We start from the raw sequence: 21,512 nt of genomic DNA on the forward strand, positions 1-21,512 counted from the left end.
TCAGGGCTTTTTGGCGTCGACCATGATTCGATCCTTCGGATCGAATTTCGGCGAGAACGTCGAGACGACCACGGTCACGCCGGGTCCTTCGTGCACGTAGGAATGCACCGCGCCGCGGGGAATGACCTGCACGTCGCCCGCCTTCACCACGCGCGTCTGCCCCTCGACAGAGAATGTCCCGCTGCCCTCCAGGATCACGACGAGCTCGTCGTGTTCGGCGTGATAATGCAGCGGCACGGTCCCCCGGGTCTGGATCACGTTGACCGTGTGATCGGCATTCTCGACGAGCGGGACGAGCTTCGTCTTCTCGTCCGGCCCGATCGGGTTTTTCTCGACGACCTCGCGGGCATTGCCCATGAAAAACTCGTTCCGGGCCGCGCGCGGCGACGCGGCGGGTGGCGCGGGCGCGGCGGCGGGCGTTTCCGCGGGCGCCACGGTGGCTGGATCCGCGCACCGCTCCTGCGTGGGGGCGCAGGCGGACAGGACGAGCAAGGACGCGGCGAGCAGGGCGATCGGGGTCGTAGAGGGAAGCGGCGCGGGCATGGCGCGCCGAGCGTACCAAAAGGTCCCGGGCAGGGTCGAGCGAATGGCAGGCGTCAGCGCCGCAGGCGTTCGAGCTCCGCACGCATCCGGGCGAGCTCGAGCTCGAGGTTCCGGCGGGCCACGCGCTCCGCGTCGAGCGTTTCCCGCGCCGCGAGCTCCGCCTTTCGGGCCTCCTCGGCCTCGCGCTCCGCCTCCTCCGCCTTGCGCGCTGCGATCTCGGCCTTGCGGTTCGCCCCCTCTGCGGCCTCTGCCTCCGTCGGGAACAGCTCCTCGCCCTCGGCATCCACGGCCAGCCGAAGCCGCATCGCGTCACCGCCGCCGACCGCGCGGAGGACGCAGCCGAGCACCTCGCTTCGAATCCTGTCCGCGTTCGTCGCTTCGACGAGCACGAGCTTCTTTTCCTCGTCGCGCCGATGGACCCGGAAGCGCGTGCGGCCCGAGCGGACGTCGACGTAGGGGTCGAATACGACGAGCTCCCGCGTGCCGAGCTCATCGTGCCGCTGCGGGGACTGGGAGACGTCCTTGTTCTCGTCTTCCTCGGCCACGATTTCGAGCGCGAAGCTCGGCGCGACGCCCGTTTGCCAGACCTTCCAGCACCGGGGAGCCACGTCCGGCGGGAAGCCCGGCATCACGTACACGTCGGGCGCCACCACGGCCTTCGCGTTGCCCTTGATCCAGTAGATGAACTGGTCGGCACCCACGAAGGCCTGGACGCCTCGTTCGGCGAGGAACCGCGCAATCAAGGGGCGAAGCAGCTCCGTCATGAGGCGCTGGAGAGCGCTTTCACCCATGTCGTCGAAGACGGGATAGAACGTGGGATCGTCCGGATCCTCCGCCCCGAGTCGCCACGCCGCGCTGCCCATGGTGGAGAGACGTTAGCACGGTCGCAGACCCAGGGGAAGAGGAAGGGAACGGGGAAAGGGCACGGGACGCCCCTACCACGCGCGGGCTGGCAGACCAAGAAAAACGTTTTTCCGGGGAGGGTTTGTCTTGCTTTCAGGGCAGCTTCGGCTGTGGGTTCTTGTGGCCCCGATCCTTCACGTCGACCTCGACCACCGCGAAATGGTCGAGCACCCCGCTGCCGATCGCCTGGTTCGTCACGTAAAGCCCGCCCTTGCCGTCGAACGCCACGTGCGCAGGCCCATCGAGCGGGACCTCTTCGTTCGTGGCCGCCGAGAATCGGCCAAGCTCGCCGCCCGTCGGCTTCACGACCGCGATCTCATTGGTGATCGAGAGCGCCACGAAGAGCGCTCCGTCCTCGCCGAGGCCCAGGCCCGCAGGCGCCTCGAAATTCGAAAACACGTGCACGAGCGTGATATCGTCTTCGCTCGGGGCCACGACGCGCCGGATCTTGTAAATGCGGCCCTCCCACGCCGCGCCGGCCGAGAAGGCCACGGTCACGTAGAGGCTCTTGCCGTCGGCGCTGACGAGGATCCCCCGCGCGCCCTGGAGATCGTAATACCCGGCGAGCTTCGCGCTCCGGAGCCAGATCTCGGGCGTGCCGCCGCCCGGCGGGATTCGATAGATCGTGGCCTGCGCGGCGTCGGTCACGTAAGCGTAGCCGTCCTTCGCGAGCGCGATGTCGCTCGGCATCGGCGGCAATTCGTAGGGATTCGGCGAGCAGAGGTCCACGGGATTGACCGGATCGCAGGAGGGCAAGTCGGGGAAAGGCCCGGCGTAGACCGATTGTTGCCACATGCCGTGCTTCTTCTCCGAGAGCCGAAGGACCCCGAGCTGCGAGCTCACGGCATACAGGCGCCCATTGCCGTCGACCGTGAGGCCGGTGAGCGCGTGAGGCGCGGCGACGTCTTCCCCCTGGATGGGGATCGTTTCGAGAGGCTTCCCAGTTTTCTCGTGGAACACCGCGATCTCGGAGGGAGCCCCGCCCGCGTCGACGCCGAGCGCGGGGCCGGCGACGTACACGCGGTTCTTGCGCAGGACGATCCCATCCGGATACCCCGGCAGATCCGAGACACGCGCGAGGAAGTCTTTCTCATGATCATGACAAGGCGCGGCCGAAGGCGACTGCGCTTGGAGGACCAGAGCGATCGCCACGGCCGCGCCGAAAAAAGACCCGATGCGATTCCCACCCAGCCGAACCCTGGATCGCGTCATACACGCCCTCCCTTGAAAGCTCGATCGGCGCCCCGTGCGCCGTCCTCGGACCCTCGAAATGAGTCCAGCATGGACCTCGAATGCTGATGAATTCGATGGCATCTCGCCATCAGGGAATTCCGGGAATACCCGACGTCCCTACGCCCGACGATATACATCCAACGACGGGAAATGGATAAGCACGTCCCATACCGAAGAACGCGTGGATCCAGGACGGAGCACGAAGAGGCCCCGGGCAGAAAATGTTTGCCGCCGAGGAAACCAGCAGGGACGTACGCGCCAAACCAAGCGGCAGCCCAAGGGCCACGCGCGCGGCGTCCGTACGCGCGCGCACGGCAATGTCAAGGACGGACCGGCGAGCCAGTGGAACGTCGCCTTGCATTCTCCGGTGACCAGGCGCCGGCGGCGAGGCCGTCGTGGACAAACCCATCAGGGTTTGGTAGGAAGCACCATTATGGACGGATTGGGGTTCGAGCCCTTCGACACGCCCCTCGGTCGCGTGGTCGTAGCCTGGAGTCCGAGAGGCATCTTCGCGCTCGCGCTACCAAGCGAGCGAGAGGAAGAGACGATCGCATGGATCAAGGCAAGCGCGCCCGGAGCCCTACGCCAAGAGCCCCCCGCGTGGGTCCAGGACGTGATGCGCCTCGTCGCCACACACCTCGGCGGCGCGCCACAAGACCTTTCGAAGGTGCCCGTCGACCTCGAACGCGTGTCGCCGTTCTACCAAGCCGTCTACCACGCCGCGCGGGACATCCCGTCCGGCCAAACCGTCACGTACGGCGAGCTCGCAGCACGCCTCGGCAAATCCCGAGCCGCCGCCCGCGCCGTAGGACAAGCGCTGGCAAAGAACCCCATCCCGATCGTGGTCCCCTGCCACCGCATCCTGGGCGCAGCCGGCGCCGCCGTGGGCTTCTCCGCACCAGGCGGCGTGCAAACGAAAGCGCGCCTGCTCGCCCTGGAAGGAGCCCGCATCCCACGCGTTCGGTAGACGCCGGGGCGCTTCGCTGGGGCTTTGCCCCAGGCCCCACCAGGAGCTGTCCGCTCCTGGACCTGGACCAGCGCCCGCGCTGGACTGAAAGTCGATGAACTGCGCGATGCGCAGTTCATCGAACAGCCAGGTCAAGACCACGGGCGATCCTGCCCATCAAGACAGCCGCGCTGACGGTTCGACCGGCGACGCGGTCCCACCGGCCTGTGGGAAGAACTGCGCATCGCGCAGTTCTTCCCCCTGAGGTCCAGGGCTTGCCCTGCAAAGAGGGGGCGGACAGCTTAAAAAACTCTCCCCGCATCGACTGCGCGAAGCGCAGTCGATGCCCAGAGGTCCAGGGCTGGCCCTGGTTCGGGTCGAGGGGCGAACAGCCCCCGCGGGGTCCGGGGCAGAGCCCCGGCGCGGCGCCTCCTCGACGCGATCAGGCCTGAAGCGCCGTGCCGTTGAGCTCGGACGGGTCGTGGGTCTCGTCGAGGGTCATCGTCGAGGGCCCGAGCTCCATGACGGGCGGGGCTGCCGGGGTCGCGTCCGTCGGCTCGGCTGCCGGCTCGGCTGCCGGCTCGGCTGCCGGTTCGGCTGCCGGCTCGGCTGCCGGTTCGGCTGCCGGTTCCGCGCTTGCCGCCTTTGCCTTCGGTGGGCGGCCGCGACGCTTCGGCGAGTCTCCGCTGGCTTCCCGGGACGAGGGTCCGGGTGGGGAGGACGTCGTGCCTGCGATGCGCGCGACCGAGTCGACCTTCGACCGGATGTCGGGGTGGTCCTCGGCGTAGACGCGTGCGTAGGCGAGTGCTTTTTGGGTCTTGCTCGACAGCGTCTCTTCGCTGTCGCGCAGGGCCGCGCGCGCCGCTTCGAGGGCTGCTTCTGCCTTGGCCACGGCCTCGGTGTGGGTCCGGACCTCTGTGACCACCTGCTCGAGGGTCGCCCGGTCGACGCCGGGGAAGCTCACATGCGAGAGCTCGCTCGCGAACAGGTCCATGAGGGCCTGGACCGAGGGAGGAATGGGATCTGCCACGTCCATGGTCGTCTCCGTATTGCCGTTGCAGGGGCCGGGGCGCGCGCCCGGTGCCTGCGCGATCCGCTCGGGCGGGTCGCTACCCCAGGTCGTGGCCGCTGTCTAGATGTACAGTGGCGGATCGATGGCGAGGGGGGTTCAGGCCGTGGGGATGGGCCCGATGTAGCGCGATGCGGGGCGGATGAGACGGCCCGCTCGCCGCTGCTCCTCGACGTGCGCGCACCAGCCTGCGGCCCGCCCGACGGCGAACGTCGGCGTGAAGAGCTCGCGCGGCAGGCCCACGGCGTCGAGCAGGACCGCTGTGTAGAACTCGACGTTCGCCTTGAGCGGCCGGTCCGGGTGACGCTCGGCGAGCTGGGCCTCGGCTGCGCGCTCCGTCGCCCGTGCGAGTGCGAGGCGCGCCCCTGCCCCGGCGCTCCCGTCCCGCTCCAGCTCGCTGATGGCTCGCTCGAGCACGGCTGCCCGCGGATCTCGCACCCGGTAGATCCGATGCCCCATGCCCATGATGCGCCGCCCTGCCGCGAGCTCGGCTGCGATCCATGCTGCGGCTCGCGACGGATCGCCGATGGCGTCGAGCATGTCGAGCACGGGCCCGGGCGCGCCTCCGTGCAGCGGACCCTTGAGCGCGCCGATCGCGGCTGCGATCGCCGAGACCAGATCCGAGCCTGTCGAGGCCACGACCCGCGCGGTGAACGTCGAGGCGTTCATCCCGTGATCCGCCACGGTCACGAGGTAGGCGTCGAGCGCTCGCGCTGCCGCCTCCGTCTCTGCTGCGCCGCGCACCATGCGCAGGAAGTCCGCCGCGTGCCCGAGCGCCGCGTCCGGGGCGATCGGCGTGCTTCCCGAGCGCCGCCGCGCCCAGGCTGCCGCGAACGTCGCGACCGCGCCCGTCACGTGCGCGAGTTCGACCCACCCGCGCTGCCCCTCGGACCGCCACGCCGCGCGCGCGCCGAAGTGCGCCACGCACGACAGGAGCGCCGCGCTTCCATCCTCCGCCGTGAGCGTCTCCTCGAGCGACGGGATCTGCTCGAAGGCGAGGGCCCTCCCCTCGGCGAGCGCGGCCGCGATGGCGCCTCGGGTCGCCGCGTCCGGCAGTGCGCCCGTCCAGAGCAGCCCGCAGAGATCCTCGAAGCCGACCTTTCCCGCGAGCGCTTCGATGTCGTGCCCGCCCACGATGAGCCGCCCGCGCTCGCCGTCGACCTCGCTCAATGCCGTATCTGCCACGACGACGCCATCGAGCCCGCTCGCCTTCGCCGCGTGCTTTGCCCCATTCTGCTTCGCAAGGTCCATCGTTTCCTCCTTCGTTGATGGTATCCTTGATGTCGTGAGCAACGTTGATCAACGTGGATTGATCAATCAATCCACTGGATTCGACAATCAACCATCGAACCTCCTGTCCGGGCCCGAAGCCGCCGCGCTGCTCGGCGTGAAGCGCGAGACGCTGTATGCGTACGCGAGCCGCGGCCTCCTCCGCAGCGTGCCCAGCGAGGGCGGGCGGAGCCGCCTCTACGTCCGCGAGGACCTCGAACGGCTGAAAGCCCGGAGCGACGCGCGCCGCGGTCACGGCCCGGTCGCCGCCTCCGCCTTGCGCTGGGGCGAGCCCGTCCTCTCCTCGACCATCACCACGATCGGCCCCGAGGGCCCGCGCTACCGCGGCCACGCCGCCACGGATCTCGCCGCCTCCGGCGTGCCGTTCGAATCCGTCGCCGAGCTGCTCTGGACTGGCTCGCTCCCCGACGAGCGCCCCGTCTGGACCCTCCCCCAGGACCCCGCCCTCCCCGCCGCCCGCCTCGCCGACCTCGTCCCCGAAGGCGCCTCGCCCCTCGCCATGCTCGCCCTCGCCGCCCCGGCCCTCGGCGCGCGGGATCCCCTCCGCTTCGCCGCGACCGAGGAGGCCGAGCTGCCCCGCGCGCGCGCCTTGATCCGCCGTCTCGCCGCGCTCTCCGCCCTGCCCTCGGGTGCCCGCCGCGCCAAGGCCGCCCTCGCCGAGCCCACGATCGCGCGCGCGCTGCTCGTCGCCCTCGGCGGCAAGAAATCCGAGCGCGCCGAGGCCGCCCTCGAACAGGCGCTCGTCCTGCTCGCCGATCACGAGCTCGCCACCTCGACCTTCGCCGTCCGCGTCACGGCCTCGACCGGGGCCGATCTCTACGCCTGCGTGAGCGCCGGGCTCGCCGCGGTCTCCGGCCCCAAGCACGGCGGCGCCTGCGACCGCATCGAGGCCGTGGTCGCCGAGGTCGGGCGCCCCGAAAAAGCCCGCGCCGTCGTCGCCGCCCGCGCGCGACGCGGCGATACGATCCTCGAGCTCGGACACCCGTTCTACCCCGACGGCGATCCCCGCACCCCACCCCTCCTCGGGGCCGCGCGCGCGGAAACGCCACGAAAGACCAGCGTCGCCGCCCTCTTCGCATTGCTCGACGCGACGAAGGAGGCCGGCCATCCGCCTCCTTCCGTCGACGTCGGCCTCGTCGCGCTTTGCCTCGCCCTCGGGCTGCCACCGGGCGCGGCGACCACGATCTTCGCGATCGGCCGGCTCGCCGGCTGGATCGCGCACGCCCTCGAACAACGCAAAGATCCTACGCTCTTGCGCCCGCGCTCCCTCGCATCATGACGCCCGCGCCATCGGCCGACCGTGCGGCGTGACGTGCGCCTCGAACCAGTGACCCGCGAGATCCGCGACCTGGTCGAGCGCCCCCGGCTCCTCGAAGAGGTGCGTCGCGCGCGGGATGATGACGATCTCCCGCTCGCACCGGAGATCCTCGAACGCCTGCTGGTTCAGGTCGATCACCAGCGTATCCGCCCCGCCCACGATGAGCAGCGTCGGCGCGAGGACCCGCGAGAGCGAAGGGCCCGCGAGATCGGGACGCCCGCCGCGCGAGACCACCGCGGCCACCGACTCCGGCCGCTCCGCTGCGGCCACGAGCGCCGCCGCCGCGCCCGTGCTCGCCCCGAACAGACCGACGCCGAGCCCCGCTGTCGACGACGCCCGGCCGAGCCAATCGACCACGCCCGCGACACGCCGCGCGAGCAGGTCGATGTCGAACCGGATCTCGGCCGTCCGCAGATCCATGGCCTCCTCCTCGACCGTCAAGAGGTCCACGAGCAGCGTCGCGAACCCACGCGCCTGCAAGCTCGCCGCGACGTGACGATTGCGCTGGCTGAACCGGCTCGACCCGCTCCCGTGGGCGAAGAGCACCACGCCTCGCGGCGCCGCCGGCATTCCGAGATCCCCGTTCAGCAACACGCCGCCCGCCGGCATGCATACCGGCGAGGCCTCTGCTCGCTCGTTCACCATGATGCGCGTCCTCCCCGTGCTCCCTCGGGCATCGGGCAGAGACCCCGCTTTCGGTAGCGGCTTGTCAGAGGTCGATCTGCATGCCGAGCTCCACGACGCGCCCCGGCGGCAGGCCGAAGTACGCGGTGGCGGGGCGCGCGTTGCGGGAAATGAAGGCGAAGAGGTCCTTGCGCCATTTCCACATCTTCGAGCGGCCCGTCGGCAGCAGCGTCTCGCGGCCGAGATAATAACTCGTCCGCTGGAGCTCGATCGAGAGCCCGTGCTCCTTGCACGCGTCGAGCAGGCTCGGCACGTTCGGCGTCTGCATGAAGCCGTACCGGGCATTGACCCGGTAAAACCCGTGGCCCTTGTGCTCGACGATCACGCGCTGATCGGGCGGGATCTCGGGGACGCGCTCGTTCGTGATGGAGAGCAAGACGACCTGCTCGTGCAGGACCTGGTTGTGCTTGAAATGGTGAAGCATGACGGGCGGGGTGCCGTTCGGGTTCGAGGCCATGAAGACGGCCGTGCCCCGGACGCGGTGGGGCTTCGTGCGCTCGACGTCCTCGAGGAACAGCTCGAGCGGCAGGATGCCGTCCGTGAAGGATTCGGCCAGGATCCGGCGGCCCGCCTTCCAGGTCGTCATGACCGTGAAGATCACGAGCGCCATGGCCACGGGGAACCAGCCTCCCTGGAGGAATTTGGCCGCGTTCGCCGCGAAAAACGAGAGGTCGACGGCCAAAAAGACGGCGACGGGCGGCAGCGCCTTCCAGAGCGGCCAGCCCCAGCGCTTCGTGACGACCACGAAATACACCGTCGTGGTGATGGTCATCGTGGCCGTGACCGCGATGCCGTAGGCCGCCGCGAGCGAGGTCGAGGTGCGGAACGTGAAGACGAGCAGGATACACGCCACGAGGAGCGCGCGGTTGATCTCGGGGATGTAGATCTGCCCCTCGGTGTCCTTCGAGGTGTGGACGATCGTGACGCGCGGGAAATAGCCGAGCTGCACGGCCTGCTGGGTCAGCGAGAACGCGCCCGAGATGAGCGCCTGCGAGGCGACGATCGTGGCCCCCGTGGCGATGGCGACCGTCGGATAGAGGGCCCAGGACGGGACGATGGCATAAAAGGGATTCGTCTTCCCTTCCGGGTGCTGGAGCAGATACGCGCCCTGGCCGAAGTAATTGAGCAGGAGCGCGGGCCAGACGATCGCGTACCAGACACGCCGGATCGGACCGCGCCCGAAATGGCCCATGTCCGCATAAAGCGCCTCGCAGCCCGTGATGCAGAGGACGACGGCGCCGAGCAACAAGAAGCCGTGGCCCCGGTGTTCCAGGAAAAACCTCACGCCGTACCGGGGATCGACGGCGGCGAGCACGCTCGGATGGGCCAGGATGCACCGGGCGCCGAGGACGGCAATCGTGACGAACCAGACGAGCGTGACGCTCCCGAAGACATTTCCGATGCCCCCGGTGCCGCGCTTTTGCACGAGGAAGAGCCCGAGCAGAATGGCCACCGTGAGCGGGACGACGACGTGCTTGAGCGGCTCGTACGCGACCTCGAGGCCCTCCACGGCCGAGAGCACCGAAATCGCGGGCGTGATGACGCCCTCGCCATAAAGGAGCGACGCCCCGAGGAGGACGAGCAGGACGAGCGGTCCTGTCCCCCGGCCCTTGCGCGTCGGGACGAGCGCGAGCAAGGCCATGATCCCGCCCGAGCCCTGGTTGTCGGCCCGGAGGACGAACGTGAGGTACTTGACCGTCACGACCATCAGGAGCGACCAGAAGACGAGCGAGAGGATGCCGAGGATGTTCGCCGGCGTGGGGCTGACGTGATGCGGGCTCTCGGGGCTGAAGCACTCCTTGATCGCGTAGAGCGGGCTCGTGCCGATGTCGCCGAAGACGACGCCGAGGGCGCCGAGGAGCAAGGCCCAGCGCGCGCCCCGGGTCGTCGCGCCGTGCGCCCCGGCGCCGTGCGTCGCGGCGGCCTCTGGCAGCGCGCTTGGGTTTGGCGCGTCTCCGGCCGCGCTCGCGTCTGGGACCGCGCTGCCCCCCCCGTCCGCCGCGGATGCTTCGGTGGAGGGGAGCGTTCCCGCTTGGTCTTCCGTCATGGCGCGCGGATGGTACCCCATCCGAGGAGAGAGGCGAGGCGGGCCCCGCGCACCGGGAGGCTTGACCACGCCGGCGGTGTGCACTTCTGTAGGGCGATGCCGGTTTGGAGGCGCGCACGCCGATGGGGATGAAGCTCCTGTGGGTCTGCATCGGCGGCGCGATCGGCTCGGGGGCGCGGTTCCTCGTGACGACCTGGTCCCTCGCGCGGTACGGCGCCGCGTTTCCCTACGGGACCCTCGCCGTCAACGTCGTCGGATCGTTTCTGCTCGCGCTCCTGTTCCAGCTCTCCCGGAGCGCGACCTGGCTCGGCCCCACGCTCCAGGTCGCGCTCGGCGCGGGCTTCCTGGGCGGCTTCACCACGTACTCCACGTTCAACCTGGAGCTCGTCCAGTACGTCCACAATGGCCAGCCCCGCCTCGCCGCGCTGTATGGGGCCGCGACGCTCGTCGGTTGCCTCGGCGCCGGGTTCGTCGGGATGTACCTCGGGCGGCTGCCCGGTTCGCGCTGACGAACACGCGGCCACGATCGGCCGATCCCGCGGCGTCACCCGACCGGTCGAGAAAAACTTCGAATCCGCGGTGCCTGAAGACATTCCTCGTCGTGAACACGACGACGAGGCAACACGGGCAAGGCTCCGTCGGTGAGCCAATTCTCGATCATGGCCGAGATTCCAGCGACCGCCGGGCGCGCGACAGGGCCGCAGCGGCACGGTTTTTGGGCACGCACCGGCACCGCCGCAGGTTCAACGTGGTCGGGCCCTGCCATGACGAACTGCATTACATGCTGGCCGCGAGCGCGCGGCGCGCGGAGGTGCCGGATCTGGTGGCGCGTGGAGCGTACGTGGTGGTGCACGCGCCGCGGCTGCATGGGCGCACGACGTGGCTGCGGGGGCTTGCGGCCGGGCTCGCGGAGGCGGGCGCATGGGCCGTGGTGCGTGCCTCGTGCCGGCCGAGGCGCGGCGCGGAGGGGGTGAACGGCGAACGGGCGCTGCTCGAAGCGATCGCGCATGCGGCCGGGGAGCAGCTCCCGGCGCCGCTGCGGCCCCCGCCCTGGCCCCCTTCGTACGACGTGCGGTTCGCGGGCGTCGTTTTGTCGGCGTGGGCGCGAGCCTGCCCGCGACCGCTCGTCCTCTTGCTCGACGACGTGGAGCTCCTCCCGCGCGAGACCCGCGCGAGCCTGCTCGCGCAGCTCCGGGCGACCTACGAGGCACGGCCCCGCGCGGCGCCGTGGTCGGTCGTGCTCTCGGGCTCGGACGAGGTGCAAGCCTCGGCCGTGGAGCTCTTCGGCCCCGCGGCGGCGGCGCTCCGGCTGCCCGATTTCACGGCGACGCAGGTGGCCCTCCTCTGCGCGGAGCACACGGAGGAGACGGGGCAGCCGTTCCGGGACGAGGCCGTGGCGCAGATCGCCGCGATCTCGGGCGGGCATCCGTGGGTCGTGAACGTCCTCGCGCGCGAGATCGTGGAGAAGCTACGCCCTCCGCTCCGGCAGCCGATCACCGCCGCGCACGTGCTCGCCGCCGCCGAGCGGCTCCGCGGCGCGTGGATCTGAGCGTCGCATGTCGGCTTCCCGTGGCGGTTCCGCTCGGGCACAATCCGACGCGCGTTCATGTCGATCGGCCAGGACGATCCAGGCGAGACGGCTCCGCTCGACGCCGAGACCACGGAGCTTTCGACGGAGCTTTCCCCGGAGGTCGACACGGCCGCCGCCGCGGAGACGCCGCAACCGACGTCGCGCATCGCGGCCCTCGCGCTCGCGCTCCCCCTCGATGACGAGGCCAGCGCGCACCTCGCCGATCCGCTCATCGGCCTCGTCGTCGCCGGCCGCTACCGCATCCTCACGCCGATCGGCCGAGGCGGCATGGGCGTCGTCTACAAGGTCGAGCACGTCCACCTCGGCAAGCTGCTCGCGATGAAGCTGCTCGCGGGCGAGCTCAGCATGAGCCCGGAGGTCGTGCGCCGCTTCAAGCGCGAGGCGCTCACCGTCTCGCGCCTGTCGAGCCCGAGCACCGTGCACGTCTTCGACTACGGCGTGGACGCGGGCCTCACGTACATCGTGATGGAGCTCGTGACGGGCCGCGATCTCGCCGCGGTGCTGGCCGACGGCGGCCCGATGCCGTTCGCGCGGCTCGGCAAGATCGTCCTGCAGATCCTGAGCTCGCTCGGCGAGGCCCACGGCAAGGGCATCGTGCACCGCGACGTCAAGCCGCAGAACGTGATGATCACGACGACGGAAGGCGGCACCGACATCGCCAAGGTGCTCGACTTCGGCATCGCGAAGCTGCGCGAAGAGGCCGACGCAAACGCGGGCGGCGAGGTGACGCGCCGCGATCAGCTCATCGGCACGCCGTACTTCCTCGCGCCCGAGCTCATCCGCGGCGACGCCGTCGATCACCGCGCCGATCTCTACGCCGTCGGCGTGCTCCTCTACCACGCGCTCACCGGCCATTACCCCTTCCACGCGAAGACCTCGGCGAGCATCCTCGTCAAGCACGTCACGGAGAAGGCGGTCGCGCCGTCGATCCGCGCGCCCTCGCGCGGCGTCCCGCCCGGAGTCGACGCCATCGTCTTGCGCGCGCTCGAAAAGGAGCCCGCGGCGCGATGGCAGAGCGCCGAGGAGCTGCAAGCGGCCATCGCGACCGAGCTCCGCAGGCTCGGAACGGAGGACGTCGAGGCGCTGCTCGACGCGAACGCGCTCCAGAGCCTCACGCGCGCGGCGCTGGCGGAGGCGGCGCAGAGCCCCGGCGAGATCGCGAGCCGCGACGAGGTCGAGGCATACGAGCGCAAGCTCCGGAGCCGGCGACACCTCGCCTGGTTCGCGTCGATCCTCGTGCTCGTCCTCGGCGCGGGCGCGGGGCTGTTTCTGCTCTGGCGACGGCAGACGCCGCGCTTCGTGGGCGCGGAGATCGAGCCAAACGACACAGCGGCGAACGCGACGCCGCTGCCGCTCGGCGCCACGGCGTCGGGGCTGCTCGGCAAGCGCATCGACGCGCAGCGCAGCGATCGGGACTTCTACGCGTTCGAGATCCCGAAGGGCTCGGACGACGCGCCGCGGCTCGCGCGCCTCGTGGTCACGGCGCTGCCGAACATGGAGACCTGCACGCTGCTCTACCGGCAAGGCTTCCACGCGCCGATCGCGCAGTACTGCGTGGGTCGACCCGGACGCGATCTCTCGATCCCGCGCCTCAGCATCGAGCCCGGCCGCTACTACGCCTCGGTGCTGCAAGACCTGGATCCGCGCGGCGATCGAAGAATCCCCTTCGTGCACGAGAACGTGTCCGACGCCTATGCCATCACGGTCGCGCTCGCCGAGGAGAGCTCCGCGCACGAGATCGAGCCGAACGACGAGCTCTCCTCGGCCACGTCGATCGAGCCCGGCGAGACACGGACAGGCGCGCTCGGCTGGATCGACGATGTGGACACGTACTGCGTGGGCGCGGCCGCGCATGGCAAGGCGATCCGCTGGACGGCGCGCGACGTCGTGCGGGACGCGGGCTCGGTGCTGGAGGTCACGACGATGCGAGGCCGGGATCTCGGGGCGCGAGTCCGCGTGCACACGGCGGACGAGGGTGCGCTCTCCCTGGAAGATACACGCTCTCCCTGGACCGGCCCCGCGATCGCCGACGAGGAGGGCACGCCGCGCTGCGTGCGCCTCCGGCTCGCGCGTGATCCGTGGGCGACCGAGGCGCCGCGGGCGCAGCCTGGTGGGCTCGAGGCCTACGTCCTCGCGGTCGACGTCGTCCCCTGAGCTGTGAGGGACAAAAACATCACTTCCTCGTGACGAGCGGGTACACTCTTCGAGGCGCGGGGGGCACGAGGAACCATCGATGTCGGAGAACCAGCGTTACCGGGTCATCAAGCGGCTCGCCTCGGGCGGTATGGCCGAGGTGTTCGTTGCGGAGAGCGCAGGAATCGAGGGCTTCCGCAAGCAGGTCGCAATCAAGCGCGTCCTCCCGCATCTCAGCAAGAACGAGCAGTTCATCGACATGTTCCTCGACGAGGCGCGTCTCTCCGGCCGCCTCGCGCACTCCAACGTCGTGAGCGTCTTCGACATCGGCGTCGGCGACAGCACCTACTTCATCGTCATGGAGTACGTCGACGGCGCCGACTTGAAGCAGGTCATCGAGCACCAGAAGAAGGTCGGCCGGACGATGCCGGTCGAGAGCGCGTGCTTCATCGCCGCGAAGATCTGCCAGGGCCTCGCCTACGCCCATGATCTCCACACGCCCGACGGCGAGCACCTCAACATCGTCCACCGCGACGTCACGCCGGCAAACGTGCTCATCACGCGCCACGGCGAGTGCAAGATCGTGGACTTCGGCCTCGCCAAGGCGTCGAGCCAGCTCGCCAGCAGCGACGCCGGCATGATCAAAGGCAAGTTCGGCTATCTCGCGCCCGAGACGGTCATGGAGCTCGGCGTGGACAAACGCGTCGACGTCTTCGCCGCCGGCATCATCCTCTGGGAGATGCTCGCGGGCCGCCGCCTCTTCCTCGGCGAGACCGACCTCGGCACGGTCAAGCTCGTGCGCGACGCGAACATCCCGTCGCTCCGGCCCATCAACCCGGACGTCCCCCCGGAGCTCGAGGAGATTCTCCGCACCGCGCTCGCGCGCGATCGCGACGTCCGTTACCAGACCGCGCGTGATTTCGGCCGCGATCTCACGCGGTTCCTCTATCGCTTCGGCCGTCCGGTCAGCGAGTACGAAGTCGCCGAGCTCGTCCTCGGCGCCGCGGGCGCGCCGGCGAAGAAGGTCGATGGCCTCGCGATGATCGGCGAGATGCTCGACCTGATGCTGCTCGAGTTCAAATCCCTCACGCAGCAGGACAACGCGGGCGGGCCGAACAGCCTGCAGCCCGACCTCTTCAAGCTCACGGGCGCGAACCCCGCCGCCCCTGCCTCGCTCGACTCGTCGGACATCGACGAGACCTTCTCCGGCCTCAGCGACGAGCTCGAGGGCCCCGATCTCACGGACAGCCCGCAGGACAAGGGCCGCGCCCCCACCGCCTGGTGGCGAGGCCTCATTTCCCGCTGAGCAGGCGTTCCGCAGCGCCTCGCCGGGGTTTCACCCCAGGCCCGTCTGGTCGACGATGGGGCTACGCTCGGCAAGCCGAGCGTAGCCCCAAACCCCGGGGCTCTTCGCCCCTGGACCCGAACCAGGGCACAGCCCTGGACCTCAGGCGCATCGACCGCGATGCGGTCGATGCGTCACGGACAAAGGAAAAAATTGATTTCCAGCCCGCTACGCTCGTAGCTTTCCTTATCCGGGCTCCCGCCTTCGGACCATTGCGATGACCCAGACAGACAAGCCGAACCACGTGCATGTCCCCCGCGACGGCCGCGGCGCTTCGCGGAGCGCGCGCCTTGGCCTCTTCCTTTCGGCCCTCGTCACGGCGAGCCTCGCGCCTCTCGCGATGGCCGACGCCGCCGACGCCGAGGCGCTGCTCAAGGAGGGCAAGAAGCTCGTCACGGAGAAGAAGTACGACGAGGCATGCCCCAAGATCGCCGAGTCGTACAAGCTCTCGCCGAGCCCCGCGACGCTGCTCGATCTCGCGCTCTGCCACGAGAAACAAGGCAAGCTCGCGACCGCGTGGGGCGAGATGCTCGACGCCGAGGCCGACGCACGCAAGGCCGGCCGCGCGGACGTCGAGGCGCGCGCGCGCGGGAACAGCAAAGCAATCGAGCCGAAGCTGCCGCGCGTGACCGTGTCCGTCGCGACGAACACGCCCGGCATCGAGATCGCGATCGACGGACAGAAGATCGATCTCGGCGCGCTCGGCAAGGGTCGCCCCGTGGATCCCGGCGAGCACAAGATCGTGGCCAGCGCGCCTGGCCACAAGCCCTGGGAGACCACGCTCAGCCTGAAGCAAGCCGAGCGCAAGAGCGTCGTCGTCCCGGCCCTCGTCGAGGACGGGAGCGCCGCGGCCACGCCCGACAAGGCCCCGGACAAACCCGCCGGCGGGGACACCGGCGCGGCGGCGCAAACGGGCGGGACGACCACGCCGAGCGACACGAAGACGAACGGCGGGGGCGCGGTTGATACGAACCCGAAGGAAAAACCCGAGGAGCCCGACGACGGCAAGGGTCCGATCCATCGCGCGAAGCGCCTCGTCGTGGACGTCGGCGCGTTCGGCGGCGGGCAGCTCTTCCTCGGCGGCGGCAGCGTGGACGCGCTCTCGGCCCTCACCTACGAGTATCGCATCACCTACCCGCTCGGCGGCGAGGCGGCCGAGTACAAAGCTTGTGATTCGAGCGCTTGTTACGCCACGGTCGATCCTGCGATCGGCGTGCCCGTCGGCGGCCAGGTGTTCGTCGGGTACGCGGTCAGCGAGAAGATGCACGTCGGCGGCCGCTTCTTCGGCAGCTACCTCGTCACGGGCGGCTACTCGCTCCTCGTCGGCCCCGCGCTCTCCGTGCGCGTGAACGATCGCCTCTGGGTCGGCGGCACGCTCGTCGTCGGGTTCGGCGGACAGAACGCGACCATCAACGGCGCGCGCGGCGAGGTCCCGAGCGAGTGGTCCGACCTCAACGGCACCGACGAGGTGGAGCTGCAGCTCAGCCGCACGATCCCCGCGGAAAACGAGACCGGCTTCGGCTTCTCGTTCGGCGCCGCGGCCGAGGTCTCCTACACGCTCGCCGAGTTCGGCAAGGGCAAGAGCCTCACGACGGGATCGCTCGTCGTGAGCGCGTGGCCCACGTTCCTCAAGACGTGGGACGGCTTCGCCATCGCCCTGCCCATCGGCGTCGGCTACCGCTTCCACTGAGCCAAACCTCCGCGCGCTTGCGCGTCCCCGCGTCCCGGACAACCGCGCCGTGATCCTGCGCGTCGAGCTCGCGCCCGCCGCGTGCGCGTCGCGCATCCATGTGCGAGGCTCGGCCCGTGCGCAGCCACCGTGCACAGGCCGAGTGCCTGGGCCGCCGCGCGCTCGCGGGCCCTCGCTGGGCGACCCTCCTGCTCCTGCTTGTGTCCTGCACGGCGGCGCCTCCGCGCCACGGCGGCGAGGTGCTCAGCGAGAATCGCGACGCGCTGCTCGACGAGGCGAGGCGCGCCGCGTACGGCGGGGATCGACCCGCGGCGCGGCGGCGCTACGAGGCGCTCCTCGCGCGCGATCCGAAGGACGACGAGGCGCGGACCGGGCTCGCGCGTCTGGACGCCTGGGAGGGGCACCACGCGCGCGCAGCGGCCGCGTATCGGGACGTCCTCTCGCGCCACCCGAGCGACGACGACGTCCGCACGGGCCTCTTCGACGTGCTCACCTGGCAGGGCCTCTGGGACGAGGCCGAGGCGACGCTCGACGCCGCACCGCGCAAGGACACCCCTGCCCTGCTCGCTTGTCGCGCGCGGCTCGAATACGCGCGGGGCGACCTCACGACGGCACATGCGCTCGCGAACCGAGCGTACGTCGCGTCCGGAGGCAACACTGAGCTCCGGGCGCTCGCGCGAAGGCTCTCCACGGGATATGCGCGCGTCACCACGCGCGTGCTCGTCTTCCCCGCGCCCATGCCGACGCTCGGGCAGGTCGAGGTCGAGGCCTCGCAGGCGTGGCGCAGGCTCCTCCTCGGCGTCGAGACCGAGCAAGGAGGGCGCCCGTCCTCGGCGTCGGGCGGGTGGGCCTATGGCGCGACCTGGGGCGCCCGGGCCACGTGGCTCTTCGGGCACGGGTTTTCCCTGGGCGGCGAAGCCGCATTCGGCGCGCCGGCGGAGAGCGTCCCAATCCTCCGCCTCCGCGCGCACGGCACAGCGCCGATCCGCCCCTGGCTCACGAGCGGTCTTTCATACACGTATCGTCGGTATACAGGCGGCATAGAGACACACGGGGCGAGCCCCGCGCTCGGCGTCGTAATCGGCGACGAGCTGCGGCTCGACGCGACATACTGGCTCACGCACGTCCGCGTCGAGGATCCGCGGGGCGCAAGCGAAGGCCGTCTCGTGCACGCATTCTCGCTCTCGGCGGGCCGCACGCTCCTGCCCTGGCTCGCGCTCCGGGCCGGATATGCGCACGGCGCCGAGGCCGAACGATTCCCAGCCGCCTTCCAGATCCTCGACCTCGTCACGGACGCCGCCTACGTCGGTGCAGATCTCTGGCCGTACGATTTTTTGCGCGTGATGCCGCTCTACAACCTCACGTTCCGCGGCCCTCCGGGCGAAAAGCGCGCGGCACTGCACACGTTCGAGCTCGGCGCGCTCGTGCGCTGGTGAATGCGGGCGGGGTTTCATCTGGGGAGCGCTTCGCTGGGGCGTTGCCCCAGGCCCCACCAGGAGCTATCCGCTCCTGGACCTGGACCAGCGCAAGCGCTGGACTCGGGGTCGATGAACTGCGCGATGCGCAGTTCATCGAACGGGTCAGGTCGAGACCGGCGGCGATCCTGCCAGCCAAGACAGCAGCGCTGCCGGTTCAGCTGGCGAGGCGGTACCACCGGCCTGTGGGAAGAACTGCGCGTTGCGCAGTTCTTCCCCAAAGGGTCCAGGGCTGGCCCTGGTTCGGGTCGAGGGGCGAATAGCCCCCGCGGGGCCCGGGGCAGCGCCCCGGCGCGGCGCTCCTCGATGAGATTCAGGCTCGGCGAGAAGCCGCGCGCAGGCGCTTGGGCCTCAAGGCGTGCTCGTGGGATCTGCGGGGCTGCTGCCCGCGGCGATCTCGTCGCCGTCGAGGTATCCGTCGAGATCCCGATCGATGCCGATACGCGCCCCGGAGCCCGGTGGCACGCAGGTGTAGGTGAGCGAGCTGTTGTTCGCGAGGAAGATCGTGCGCAATACGGCGTCGGGGATCGGCGAAATGCCCTGCTGATCGACCACGAAGCGATTGAGCTCCGGGATGTAGAGGTAACCGACCTCCACCTCCGAATAGGAGCCTGACACCCCCTTCGCCACGAGATCACATTCGAGGGCGTTTGCGCGTTGCAAGAGTAGATCGATGCGCGCAGCGGCCGACGCCTGGTTCGCTACGGTGAGCGTCACCTGTTGCCCGACGATGGGCGCGAGGTTCGTGTCGAAGGCGAGCTGGTACGCTTCCATGTCGCGCTTCGCCTGCACGCCCGCGGCGTTGGTGGGGATTCCGGGAGCGACATTGACGACAATGGGAAGGGTCTCGGGGAGGACTTGCGTGCCTGCGTCGAAGATGCCGCTGCGCTGGAAGAGCGTCGGCGTGGAGCCGTCGTGGGTGAAGCCGAAGCCACGGATCTGATCGCCCAGGAAGGGATCGGGCGGCTGCGAGCCGAAGGCGGCGGCCGAGCCGAACATGCCGACCTTCTGGTACTGGCCACGCAGGTGCACGTTCTTGAAGATCTGCGGCTGGCCGCCGAATCCCAAGGTTCCATCGGCCCCGAAGAACCCGGGGGCGGAATCGAATGGGTTGCCGTTGGGATTGACCGTATGGCACGTCCCGCACGTGAAATTCCCGGGAAGGATCACCGTATTGAGGAAGAAGTTGCGGCCTGCCTGCTGCGAGGGCGTCAGAGAATTGTCGAGGTTCCGGATCGGGTTCGGCGGATAGGCGACCTGGAGGATGAACTCCGTGAAGGCCTGCATCTCGTCATCGCCGAGCTGCGCCGTCCGGCCGAGCAAGCTCACGAACGCAGGGTTGAAATTCCTGAATGCGGCTTCCTCGTCGAACGACCCATCGTCCGGCTGCGCGCTCGGCTCGTCATTGCCGCCCGTGCGGTCGGCGCGCCAGTGCATCGGGCCGTGGTTTGCCATGCCGCGCAGGCTCTGGGTCACCATCGGGCCCTTCAGCGGGTGGAACTCTTGCGGCAGGTTGAACAGGGGTCCCTTGAACGGCCCTGGGTTTTTCAGGACCAAGCCGTCGGGATTGCCGAGATCCCAGGCGAGATCGTCCTGCTCGCCGAAGATGTGACAGCTCCCGCACGCCGCCTCGCCATTGCTGGAGGACCGCTGCGCGTCGTAAAGCAAAGGCCGCCCCGCCACGACGCTCTTCGGCTCGGGGTTGTACATCCTGATGTGGGCGATCTCCTTTTGCGTCGACAGGCTCACGACGGAGATCGCATTGTCGAAGCGCGTGAGGACGTACATGCGGCTCCGCCCCTCGTCGAGGACCATGCCCGTCGGTCCGCCGCCGCTCAAGGGAATGTGGCTCGACGCGCTGGGGACGAAGCTGTTGTTCTCCAGCTCCGCCGTATTGAACACGCCGATCTTCGACGACCCGAACGCGGCCACGTACAGCTTGGTGCCGGTGCTCGAGACGGCCATGCCGAGCGGCTGCGCGAGGCTCCGCTGGCTCACGGACGGGGGCGCTGGCCGGACGTCGTAATCGATGTGCTTGTTGAGGTGCCGCGGGGTGACGGTCCCGGTCCCGAGCACCGTGATGCGGCTCTCGTGCAGGTGGCCCTGGAGGGTCTCGCCGGCGAAGAGCCCGTCCCCCTCGAAGCGCAGATCATTGCGTGCCTCGGTGTTGCTGACGTAGACCTTTCCGCTGGCGGGATTGACGGCCATGTTGAAGAGGACCGTCCCCACGCCCTTGAAAACCCCCGCGGAGCCCGTGAACTGCTTGGGCGGGCTCGCATTGGCGTCGATGACGAAGACGTCCTTGTCGGGCAGCGAGAAATTCACCGCGTCGTCCCAGGGGCGACCGAGCACGTCCCTCCAGGCCGTACCGTCGTGCTTGACGAGGACGCCGACCTCGGGCGCGGGTTTCCCCTCGAAATTGGTGTTCGGTCCGGGCACGCCGCCCACGTCCTCGCCGCCGTTCGGCACCAGGGATTCGTCGACGATGGTCGTGCGGTTGCCCGAATGGAACACGGCCGCATAGACGCGCGATCCGTCGGGCGTGGCCGCGAGGGCGCGGGGCGTGTCGCCGAACAGATTGAGGATCTTGAGCGGCGTGCCGCCCATCGTGTTCCCGAGGTTGTAGGCGTCGAAGACCCAGACGTCCGCGCGGCCCACGCCGGGCGTCGTGAGCTGGGGGTCGAACGGCGCATTCTGGCCGCGGTGGGCCGCGGTGATGAACGCGCGGCTCTTGCTCGGCCCGGCGAAAACGATGTCGCGCGGCTCGTCGCCAACGTGCAGCGTGCGCACCACCGAGCCCCTCCCGGCCCCGTGCACATTGACGATGCTCACGCTGTCGGACAGGTGGTTGACGACCCATACCTCGCTATTGCTGCGCGCGGCGACCGCGACGGGCTCGAGTCCGACGGGCACGGAGCCGGTATGCTCCAAGAGACCGCTATACGTGAGCCGGAAGATCTCGAGGCGATTGTCGGGTGTATTGGCCACGAAGAGCAGGTGTCCGCTCGGTGACATCGCCATCGGACGGACCTGGCCGCTCTCGAACAATGTATAGGGCGACGCAGCGGACACCTCCGAGGTCTGCGAGAGCGTCGCGCCGAGCGCGGCGCCAAAGAAGGCCAAGCACTTCAGTCGCATGAGCGGCGTGGCCGCGTGGAGAACAGATCGCATGGCACCTCCCAGGGCAGTGGCGACGGCCATACACACGCCGCCATGGGTCAGGAAGAAAAAACCCAGCGAGAGGA

General features: G+C 69.6%; 16 protein-coding genes. 8 read left to right on the plus strand and 8 right to left on the minus strand.

The genetic code is table 11. The annotated features are described in order from the left end of the window. The 3 genes from QHF85_RS15880 to QHF85_RS15890 form a co-directional block, all read right to left on the minus strand. A complete protein-coding gene (locus QHF85_RS15880; protein ID WP_281328025.1) occupies nucleotides 1-543 on the minus strand; it encodes a cupin domain-containing protein in 543 nt (180 codons plus the stop codon). Between the two features lie 53 nt (nucleotides 544-596). Continuing rightward, entirely contained in the window at nucleotides 597-1,406 is an 810-nt protein-coding gene (locus QHF85_RS15885) for a Uma2 family endonuclease (protein ID WP_281328026.1), read from the minus strand. A 133-nt stretch (nucleotides 1,407-1,539) separates the two neighbouring features. Beyond that, the gene (locus QHF85_RS15890; RefSeq protein WP_281328027.1) at nucleotides 1,540-2,598 is read right to left on the minus strand and encodes a hypothetical protein; all 1,059 of its coding nucleotides are present in this window, start codon (nucleotides 2,596-2,598) and stop codon (nucleotides 1,540-1,542) included. A 697-nt stretch (nucleotides 2,599-3,295) separates the two neighbouring features. On the opposite strand from QHF85_RS15890, the gene QHF85_RS15895 reads away from it, so the two are divergent. Beyond that, nucleotides 3,296-3,646: an MGMT family protein gene (locus tag QHF85_RS15895; protein ID WP_281328119.1), complete on the plus strand. Its 351-nt coding sequence runs from the start codon at nucleotides 3,296-3,298 to the stop codon at nucleotides 3,644-3,646. Between the two features lie 421 nt (nucleotides 3,647-4,067). Here the strand turns inward: QHF85_RS15895 and QHF85_RS15900 are convergent, their stop codons facing one another. Further along, nucleotides 4,068-4,619, minus strand: a complete 552-nt coding sequence (locus QHF85_RS15900) for a hypothetical protein (RefSeq protein WP_281328028.1) — start codon at nucleotides 4,617-4,619, stop codon at nucleotides 4,068-4,070. Between the two features lie 174 nt (nucleotides 4,620-4,793). Further along, complete coding sequence (locus QHF85_RS15905) at nucleotides 4,794-5,945, minus strand: citrate synthase (protein WP_281328029.1); 1,152 nt, start codon at nucleotides 5,943-5,945, stop codon at nucleotides 4,794-4,796. A gap of 34 nt (nucleotides 5,946-5,979) precedes the next feature. Here QHF85_RS15905 and QHF85_RS15910 point away from each other — a divergent pair, with 34 nt between their 5' ends. Continuing rightward, nucleotides 5,980-7,263: a citrate/2-methylcitrate synthase gene (locus QHF85_RS15910; RefSeq protein WP_281328030.1), complete on the plus strand. Its 1,284-nt coding sequence runs from the start codon at nucleotides 5,980-5,982 to the stop codon at nucleotides 7,261-7,263. Here QHF85_RS15910 and QHF85_RS15915 read toward each other — a convergent pair. Both QHF85_RS15915 and QHF85_RS15920 read right to left on the minus strand, forming a co-directional pair. After that, entirely contained in the window at nucleotides 7,258-7,947 is a 690-nt protein-coding gene (locus tag QHF85_RS15915) for a dienelactone hydrolase family protein (protein ID WP_281328031.1), read from the minus strand. The two genes, QHF85_RS15910 and QHF85_RS15915, sit on opposite strands and share 6 nt — an antisense overlap. Nucleotides 7,948-8,011: 64 nt before the next feature. Then, nucleotides 8,012-10,033 carry a potassium transporter Kup gene (locus QHF85_RS15920; RefSeq protein ID WP_281328032.1) on the minus strand — a complete coding sequence of 674 codons (2,022 nt, stop codon included), beginning with the start codon at nucleotides 10,031-10,033 and terminating at the stop codon, nucleotides 8,012-8,014. 128 nt (nucleotides 10,034-10,161) lie between these two features. On the opposite strand from QHF85_RS15920, the gene crcB reads away from it, so the two are divergent. The 6 genes from crcB to QHF85_RS15950 all read left to right on the plus strand — a co-directional run bounded on the left by crcB (nucleotide 10,162) and on the right by QHF85_RS15950 (nucleotide 18,228). Continuing rightward, on the plus strand, nucleotides 10,162-10,542 hold the full coding sequence (crcB, locus tag QHF85_RS15925; RefSeq protein ID WP_281328033.1) for a fluoride efflux transporter CrcB: 381 nt from the start codon (nucleotides 10,162-10,164) through the stop codon (nucleotides 10,540-10,542). A gap of 272 nt (nucleotides 10,543-10,814) precedes the next feature. Then, on the plus strand, nucleotides 10,815-11,582 hold the full coding sequence (locus QHF85_RS15930; protein ID WP_281328034.1) for an AAA-like domain-containing protein: 768 nt from the start codon (nucleotides 10,815-10,817) through the stop codon (nucleotides 11,580-11,582). Between the two features lie 57 nt (nucleotides 11,583-11,639). Then, nucleotides 11,640-13,778, plus strand: a complete 2,139-nt coding sequence (locus QHF85_RS15935) for a serine/threonine-protein kinase (protein WP_281328035.1) — start codon at nucleotides 11,640-11,642, stop codon at nucleotides 13,776-13,778. Nucleotides 13,779-13,857: 79 nt separating this feature from the next. Next, nucleotides 13,858-15,063: a serine/threonine-protein kinase gene (locus QHF85_RS15940; RefSeq protein WP_281328036.1), complete on the plus strand. Its 1,206-nt coding sequence runs from the start codon at nucleotides 13,858-13,860 to the stop codon at nucleotides 15,061-15,063. 256 nt (nucleotides 15,064-15,319) lie between these two features. Beyond that, nucleotides 15,320-16,792, plus strand: a complete 1,473-nt coding sequence (locus QHF85_RS15945) for a hypothetical protein (RefSeq protein WP_281328037.1) — start codon at nucleotides 15,320-15,322, stop codon at nucleotides 16,790-16,792. Between the two features lie 116 nt (nucleotides 16,793-16,908). Next, nucleotides 16,909-18,228, plus strand: coding sequence for a tetratricopeptide repeat protein (locus QHF85_RS15950; protein ID WP_281328038.1), 1,320 nt, complete (start codon nucleotides 16,909-16,911; stop codon nucleotides 18,226-18,228). 390 nt (nucleotides 18,229-18,618) lie between these two features. Here the strand turns inward: QHF85_RS15950 and QHF85_RS15955 are convergent, their stop codons facing one another. Then, on the minus strand, nucleotides 18,619-21,405 hold the full coding sequence (locus tag QHF85_RS15955) for a hypothetical protein (protein WP_348652741.1): 2,787 nt from the start codon (nucleotides 21,403-21,405) through the stop codon (nucleotides 18,619-18,621). Nucleotides 21,406-21,512 lie beyond the last annotated feature (107 nt).

Source organism: Polyangium sp. 6x1 (genome assembly GCF_029946515.1).
Taxonomy (GTDB): domain Bacteria; phylum Myxococcota_A; class Polyangia; order Polyangiales; family Polyangiaceae; genus Polyangium.

Bases quoted from the DNA above. Each gene is read 5' to 3' on its own strand.
- QHF85_RS15880 (WP_281328025.1), bottom strand. From the start codon at position 543: ATGCCCGCGCCGCTTCCCTCTACGACCCCGATCGCCCTGCTCGCCGCG.
- QHF85_RS15885 (WP_281328026.1), bottom strand. From the start codon at position 1,406: ATGGGCAGCGCGGCGTGGCGACTCGGGGCGGAGGATCCGGACGATCCC.
- QHF85_RS15895 (WP_281328119.1), top strand. From the start codon at position 3,296: ATGCGCCTCGTCGCCACACACCTCGGCGGCGCGCCACAAGACCTTTCG.
- QHF85_RS15900 (WP_281328028.1), bottom strand. From the start codon at position 4,619: ATGGACCTGTTCGCGAGCGAGCTCTCGCATGTGAGCTTCCCCGGCGTC.
- QHF85_RS15905 (WP_281328029.1), bottom strand. From the start codon at position 5,945: ATGGACCTTGCGAAGCAGAATGGGGCAAAGCACGCGGCGAAGGCGAGC.
- QHF85_RS15915 (WP_281328031.1), bottom strand. From the start codon at position 7,947: ATGGTGAACGAGCGAGCAGAGGCCTCGCCGGTATGCATGCCGGCGGGC.
- QHF85_RS15920 (WP_281328032.1), bottom strand. From the start codon at position 10,033: ATGACGGAAGACCAAGCGGGAACGCTCCCCTCCACCGAAGCATCCGCG.
- crcB (WP_281328033.1), top strand. From the start codon at position 10,162: ATGAAGCTCCTGTGGGTCTGCATCGGCGGCGCGATCGGCTCGGGGGCG.
- QHF85_RS15930 (WP_281328034.1), top strand. From the start codon at position 10,815: ATGCTGGCCGCGAGCGCGCGGCGCGCGGAGGTGCCGGATCTGGTGGCG.
- QHF85_RS15935 (WP_281328035.1), top strand. From the start codon at position 11,640: ATGTCGATCGGCCAGGACGATCCAGGCGAGACGGCTCCGCTCGACGCC.
- QHF85_RS15940 (WP_281328036.1), top strand. From the start codon at position 13,858: ATGTCGGAGAACCAGCGTTACCGGGTCATCAAGCGGCTCGCCTCGGGC.
- QHF85_RS15945 (WP_281328037.1), top strand. From the start codon at position 15,320: ATGACCCAGACAGACAAGCCGAACCACGTGCATGTCCCCCGCGACGGC.
- QHF85_RS15955 (WP_348652741.1), bottom strand. From the start codon at position 21,405: ATGCGACTGAAGTGCTTGGCCTTCTTTGGCGCCGCGCTCGGCGCGACG.